A 7072-nucleotide genomic window follows, 5' to 3' on the forward strand; every position below is an offset into this window, starting at 1 on the left:
ATAAATATTCAAGGGTGAATTTATACCAACCGCCTAAAAAATATTTATAGCGAATTCCATGTGTTAACTTAAAAACAAAACATAAACACATGAAACTATCATTTCGAAACTCATTTTTTACGTTGGCATTTGTCGGATTACTGATTGCCTTTATGGTAGTAGCCAAACACATCTTAATTCCAATAGGAATTGCGTTGCTCCTAGCATTTATTCTATTTCCTATTCACAAGAAACTGAGAAAGTGGGGAGTGGGGAATATTTTTTCTGGTTTTCTCTCGATACTAGTTTTGGTAATAATTATAGGCGGAGGAATCACTTTTTTTTCCGCAGAAATCATCGCTCTGTCTGATGAAATAAGCAATTTTGGTGAAAAATTATCCAAATTGTATGCTGATGTTATCTTTTACATTAACCAAAATGTCAGCTTAGTAGAGGATTTGAATAAAGACCAATTATTAAAAGACTTAAAATCGTGGATGAAAAATTCAGCAGGAAGTCTTTTGGGTGGAACCTTTAGTAGTACCGCGAATTTCTTCACTGGCTTGGTTACCATGTTTATTTACTTGTTTTTATTTCTGATTTATCATGAAGGATTGGTAAGAGCTTTCTTGAAATTCTCTCCATCTGAGAAAAGAGGACAGTTCTTTGAAATGCTGAAAGGTGTTCAGCAGGTAGGTCAAAAATATCTTTCAGGAATGTTAATTTTAATAGTGATTTTAGGAACCGTTAATAGTGTGGGCCTCTGGATTATTGGAATTGATAGTCCATTTTTATTTGGTTTTTTGGCTGCCTCCTTATCTATTATACCTTTCATAGGAACGACTTTGGGAGCCTCAATCCCTGTTTTATATGCATTTATGTCTCATGACCAATTATGGGTTCCACTTGCTGTGGCTATTTTATTTTGGGTTATTCAAATATTAGAAAGCAATTTCCTAAACCCAAAAATAGTGGGGAATAGTGTAAACGTTAATGCTTTTGCCGCTATTTTAAGTTTGATTATTGGGGCTGCTATTTGGGGAGTTGCTGGAATGGTGCTATTCCTGCCTTTTGCTGCAATGCTAAAGGTTGTATGTGAAGAATACGAATCATTACAACCAGTAGCGCTCCTTATTGGAAATAAAAATTTCCAGGACGATACTAGCAATAAGAAAAGCTGGTTTAAGAAGCTGAAGGAAAAATTTACGAGTAATTAATTGGGAGTATCTAATAGTTAGCAGCAAGTATTTAGATTTTGTTAATTGAAGACGCAGAAAGCCACAGAAAAAAGAAATAGGTATTAAATTTTAGTCTCTAACATGCTCAATATGGTTTTTCGATAAAAGTAAAATAGAAAAACAAATTACAAATATAGCTTTTTGTATTCCGTGTATTCTGTGAGAGCTTTTGCGAAGTGTTTAAGCACACTGAAAAGCACAGAAAATATGGAAATAGCGCTCCTAGTGTAATGGTTAATAGAAACTTGTCAACCCGACAACATGTAAACCTGTAAACATATTATTTCTTAACCCTACTCGGATTATCATTGATAAAAGCCTTCCAGCTTTTGGGCCCGCTAGTGGTTTTACCGCCTTGAAAATGATGACATACCGCAACGCCTAATGCATCTGTAGCATCCAATAGTTTAGGAATTTCCTTGATGCCCAATAAGGTTTTCAGCATTTCAGCTACTTGTTCTTTAGAGGCATTTCCGTTACCTGTTACAGACATTTTTACCTTTTTAGGAGCATATTCTGTAATCGGTAAATCTAATCTTAGGGCAGCTGCCATGGCTACTCCCTGAGCACGGCCTAATTTTAGCATGGATTGTACGTTTTTCCCGTAAAAGGGGGCTTCTAAGGCCACTTCATCTGGGCTATAATCTTCAATAAGGTTGGTTACGCGCTCAAAGATTTTGCGAAGCTTTATTTCATGATTGGCATATTTAGATAAATGAATCACCCCATATTGCAACATCACCATTTTGTTACCTTTTATTTCGATAACGCCATAACCCATCACGGTTGTTCCTGGGTCAAGCCCTAATATGATTTTGTCTTTAGCCATTTTTAGAGAGTCTAGAATCTAGAACCAAGAATCAAGACTTTTTATAATTTAATTATTCTGATTGAATTTTAAGTAATAAGTTATAAGTATTAAGTAATTGGTTTATTTTATATCCCTAAATAGCGTTAAACTTTTTGATTAGAGGTTTTCTAACAATCTCTTTCAATTTTACTTCCAAATATTTCAACCTTGTTTCTTTTCTATTTCTACTTAATTTCTATTTCATAATTCTATACTGATGCACTTTACCACTTCAAGCTTCTAACTCCCTACTTCTAACTTTTTAATGCGCCTCACTCCAATTATCCGCAATGCCAACCCCAATTTCCATGGGAACATCCAATTTCATGGCATTCTTCATCAAATCCACTACTTTATCTTTAAGCTTATCAAGTTCATCTTTATGGGCATCAAAAATCAATTCATCATGCACCTGCATAATCATTTTCGATTTCAAATTTTCCTTATCCATCCATTTTTGAATGTTGATCATGGCAACTTTAATCATATCAGCAGCACTCCCCTGAATAGGAGCATTGATAGCGTTTCGCTCCGCATAACCCCGAATGGTTTGATTACGGGAATTAATATCTCTCAACCATCTTTTTCGGCCTAAAATAGTGGTGACATATTCATTAGCTCGAGCATCTTCTTTTATTTTTTCCATATAGTCGTGGACTTTAGGAAATTCTTTAAAGTAAGCTTTGATAATATCGGAAGCTTCCGTTCTTGAAATATTAAGATTTTGAGCTAAACCAAAAGCAGAAATTCCATAAATGATTCCGAAATTCACTTCTTTGGCTTTTCTTCTCATGCCCGGGTCTACATCTTCCAAATCAACTCCAAATACTTTTGCGGCTGTGGTAGCATGAATATCTCGACCATTTTTGAAAGCTTCCATCATGGCTTCATCTTGAGAAAAAGCTGCCATAATTCGAAGTTCAATTTGAGAATAATCCGCAGCCATGAGTTGGTAATTTTCATCTCTTGGCACAAAGGCTTTTCTAATTAATCTTCCTTTTTCTGTCCGAATAGGAATATTTTGTAAGTTAGGATTATTAGAGCTCAATCGGCCAGTGGCGGCAACAGCCTGACGATAATCAGTATGCACTCTTCCGTCTTTTTTGCTTATCAATTTCGGAAGGGCATCCACATAAGTAGATTTCAATTTCTGATATTCACGAAACTCCAAAATCTTATCCGCAATTTCGTGTTCATTGGCTAGTTTGGATAAAATTTCCTCTCCAGTGGCATATTGCCCGGTTTTGGTTTTCTTGGGCTTATCCACCAATTTCATTTTGTCAAACAGGATTTCGCCCAATTGTTTTGGTGAGGCAATATTGAATTCTTGTCCTGCCAGTTCAAAGATTTTTTCTTGAGCTTCCAAAGCTGCAGTTTCCAATTCTTTGGACATTTTCGAAAGCGCGTCTTTGTCAATTTTCACACCTTCATATTCCATCTCGGCTAAAACATAGGAAAGCGGTTCTTCCACTTCATGTAATAGGTTTTCAAGGTTGTTTTCTTTGATTTCCTTCTCTAAAATATGCTTCAATTGCAAAGTAATATCTGCATCTTCTCCTGCGTATTCCACTACATCTTCCACCGGAACATCACGCATATTCCCTTGCTTTACACCTTTTTTGCCTATCAATTCTGTAATGGAAACAGGACTGTAATTCAAGTAATTCTCTGCCATTACATCCATATTATGGCGAGTTTCAGGGTCTAGAAGATAGTGTGCTAACATAGTGTCAAACATTTTTCCTTTTACTCTAACCCCATAATTTCGCATTACTTGAATATCATATTTCAAGTTTTGACCGATTTTGATGATGTCTTCATTTTCTAAGACTTCTTTAAATTCATCTGCTATTTTTTGCGCTTCCTTTTGATCAGCAGGAAAAGGGACATAATAGGCCTCACCAGCCACATAGGAAAATGCAAGCCCTACTAATTCCGCATCTTTTGGTTCCAAATCTGTGGTTTCAGTATCAAAACAAAATTCATCCTGAATGGACAGATAAGTTATTAAATCTTCTCTTAATTCTGGAGTATCAATCAAATGATAATGGTGGACCGTATTGGCAATAGTTCTTCTTTCTTGTGGCTCCTCTTCCTTTTCAGCTGCTTCTTCGGGAGTATCCGTAAACATCGACATTTGAGCAGGATCAACCTTAGCCGAAGATTTTGAGGGAGCAGCGGGTTCTTCCCCTAATACTCTTTTCATTAATGTCCTGAACTCAAGCTCTTCAAATAATTCCTTTAAAGCTTCTTCATTAGGCTCGTCTAACCTCAGTTTATCAGGATCATAATCCAAAGGAACGTCAATTTTAATAGTAGCTAGTTTCTTGGAAAGTAAAGCCTGCTCTTTATTGGCTTCTACTTTTTCTTTCATTTTTCCTTTTAACTCACCAGAGTGTTCCAACAAACCTTCTACAGAACCATATTCCTTTAAGAATTTGATAGCCGTTTTAGCTCCTACTCCTGGAATTCCGGGAATATTATCCACAGCATCTCCTTGTAAGCCCAAAATATCAATTACTTGCTCAACTCTATCGATATCAAATTTCTTTTTAACTTCTTCAATGCCTAAAATATCTACTCCATTACCCATAAAGGCAGGTTTGTACAAGAATACATTTTCCGTCACCATCTGAGCGTAATCCTTATCAGGCGTCATCATATACACCTTAAATCCATCCTCACCAGCTTGCTTTGCAATAGTCCCGATTATATCATCTGCTTCGAATCCATCCATAATAAGGACAGGAATATTGAAAGCTTCTACGATTTTCTTTACATAAGGAATGGCAACACGGATATCCTCTGGTTGCTCTTCTCTTTGGGCTTTATAGGCCGGGAATTCTGTATGGCGAAAAGTTGGAGCAGAAGTATCAAAAGCAACGCCAATATGGCTTGGCTTTTCCTTTTTCAGTATTTCCAGAAGGCTATTAGTGAACCCCAAAGCTGCACCTGTGTTCATTCCTTTAGAATTGATTCTTGGCGTTTTACTGAATGCAAAATGCGCTCGATAAATTAGCGCCATGGCATCTAGAAGAAATAATTTTTTATCTGATTCAGGTGTATTGCTCATTTGAAATTTGATTCGGAAGTTAAACAGATTTTAAAGTTAGAAAATTGTGAGTCGAAAAGGAATTTGAAGTAAAGAATTCCATAAATTTAATGGAGAAGGAGATCTTTGATGTCTATAAAAATAGAACTTATAAATTATTAACAGGTTAGATGAACTACTTTTTCCTTTGTCTTAAAACAAAAGAAACCATGCCATAGGCATCCCGATGGGGAAATTCAAGCCGGCCTGCCGCAGGCAGGGCTGTAATCATTTCTTAACGCTATTATGAAATTATAATTGGGAAACAAAAAAACTTCCTTCGGTCAAACGATTTTTGTTTCTTATCCAATTATAATTAAAAAATATCTAAAATGAATAAGGCCAATCCCAGTGATAGCTACAGCACTAGATTTATGAATGTACCATTTAAATCAATTCAATTTGCCTTTTAGAATTACCTGTTCTAAACTTCTTAAATGCTGAATATCCTCAAGTGGATTTTCATTCAAAATAATGATATCTGCTACTTTCCCTTTTTCAAGGCTTCCAAATTGAGATTCCATTCCAAAAAAAGCTGGACCATAAATCATGGAAGTTTTTAGCGCTTCGGCAGGACTTAATCCTGCTTCTGTTAAGCTGAATAATTCACCCCACAAAGATTCACCAGGATAAACAAAGGAATTATACGGACCACCATCTGAGCCTGCTAAAATAGGAACTCCAGCATCAAACATAGGTCGAATCATGCTCTTGGCTAAAGTGGAGACTTTTTCTCGCATTTGACTCCCTGATGATTTAGCTCTAATTGCAGATTTCACTCTTCCTTCATAAGTTTTTTGTATACCTACTCCTATTTGATTCAATAAAGAATCTGAACTATGATCTTCATCTGCCAATTGAGAAAGTACTTTTCCAATGTATAAAGTTGGAGTGATATACACTTCTTTTTGAGCTAGTTCAGTAAATAATTCTTTTGCCATTTCTTCATCATAGGTATCCGTAATGGTTTCCATCATACCATATCCTAAACCTAGTTTAGTAAGACTATCAGCTTTAGGAGAGCTGCCTTTCATGATATAATACATATGTTCGCTTCCGTCCATACCCAATGAAACTGCTTTCTTGAAATCAGCAGACATGGGCATATGACCCGTTACTTTCATTCCTCTTTTTTCTGTTGCTTCAATGATAGCATAGAAGTTTTCTTCATTTAGACTGCCATCATAAATTTTTACATAATCAACATCGAGGGATGCAAGTGAATCTAAAGCATTATTGATATCCTGCATATTTTCAATTTTGATAGATCCTGCCCAGGCTGGGTTCGGTCCATCTAGTTTAGGTCCTGATGTAAAAATATAGGGTCCTACTAATTCCTTGTTCACTATTTTTTCTTGCCATTCCAGAACTGCAGGAGCCATATCACCCCCAGCATCTCGTACTGTGGTAATTCCAAATCTTGGAAATAAGCTTAATAAATCCTTATTCTCAGCTATTAGCTCTTCTCCTCCTCTGAAATGCACATGATTATCCCATAAACCAGGCATAGCATATTTCCCTTGTAAATCCATTGATTCTTTAGAGTCAAATTCGGGTTTCTCATCCATGGGACCCGTCTCAAATATGCTGTCACCCTTAATGGCAATGTATTGATTTTCAAGTGTCATGTCATTTTTGACATCCACGATTGTGGCATTGAGTAAAAGAAAATCTATTTTTTGCGTATCTTTTTGATTGCATGAAACAACTACAATAAATAGTAAAAGGTAATAATGGGTGAATGTTTTCATTTATTTCAATGTTTTATTGATAGATGGCTATTTCGGTCAGACCATGCCAGTGATTTCGGTCAAATGGTGCCACTGTAAAAGATGATGCAAAGTAGTAAAAATTAATTATTCATTCTTCAAAATTCCTTTTCTTAGTGACTCTCCTTTTAGATCAATTCTGTGA

General features: G+C 36.0%; 4 protein-coding genes. 1 reads left to right on the plus strand and 3 read right to left on the minus strand.

The genetic code is table 11. The annotated features are described in order from the left end of the window. Positions 1-89 precede the first annotated feature (89 nt). Positions 90-1196: an AI-2E family transporter gene (locus VFM92_RS15115; protein ID WP_325123064.1), complete on the plus strand. Its 1107-nt coding sequence runs from the start codon at positions 90-92 to the stop codon at positions 1194-1196. A 301-nt stretch (positions 1197-1497) separates the two neighbouring features. On the opposite strand, the gene ruvC is transcribed toward VFM92_RS15115, so the two are convergent. The 3 genes from ruvC to VFM92_RS15130 form a co-directional block, all read right to left on the minus strand. Next, on the minus strand, positions 1498-2046 hold the full coding sequence (gene ruvC, locus VFM92_RS15120; protein ID WP_325123065.1) for a crossover junction endodeoxyribonuclease RuvC: 549 nt from the start codon (positions 2044-2046) through the stop codon (positions 1498-1500). A gap of 283 nt (positions 2047-2329) precedes the next feature. After that, positions 2330-5140: a DNA polymerase I gene (gene polA / locus VFM92_RS15125; RefSeq protein ID WP_325123066.1), complete on the minus strand. Its 2811-nt coding sequence runs from the start codon at positions 5138-5140 to the stop codon at positions 2330-2332. Between the two features lie 410 nt (positions 5141-5550). Further along, entirely contained in the window at positions 5551-6909 is a 1359-nt protein-coding gene (locus VFM92_RS15130) for an amidohydrolase family protein (RefSeq protein ID WP_325123067.1), read from the minus strand. Positions 6910-7072: the final 163 nt, after the last annotated feature.

Origin of the sequence: Marivirga sp., from assembly GCF_035704835.1 — a bacterium.
Lineage (GTDB): Bacteria > Bacteroidota > Bacteroidia > Cytophagales > Cyclobacteriaceae > Marivirga.

What these genes read in the sequence shown, in the direction of transcription:
- VFM92_RS15115 (WP_325123064.1), top strand. Translation starts at nt 90, where the DNA reads ATGAAACTATCATTTCGAAACTCATTTTTTACGTTGGCATTTGTCGGA.
- ruvC (WP_325123065.1), bottom strand. Translation starts at nt 2,046, where the DNA reads ATGGCTAAAGACAAAATCATATTAGGGCTTGACCCAGGAACAACCGTG.
- polA (WP_325123066.1), bottom strand. Translation starts at nt 5,140, where the DNA reads ATGAGCAATACACCTGAATCAGATAAAAAATTATTTCTTCTAGATGCC.
- VFM92_RS15130 (WP_325123067.1), bottom strand. Translation starts at nt 6,909, where the DNA reads ATGAAAACATTCACCCATTATTACCTTTTACTATTTATTGTAGTTGTT.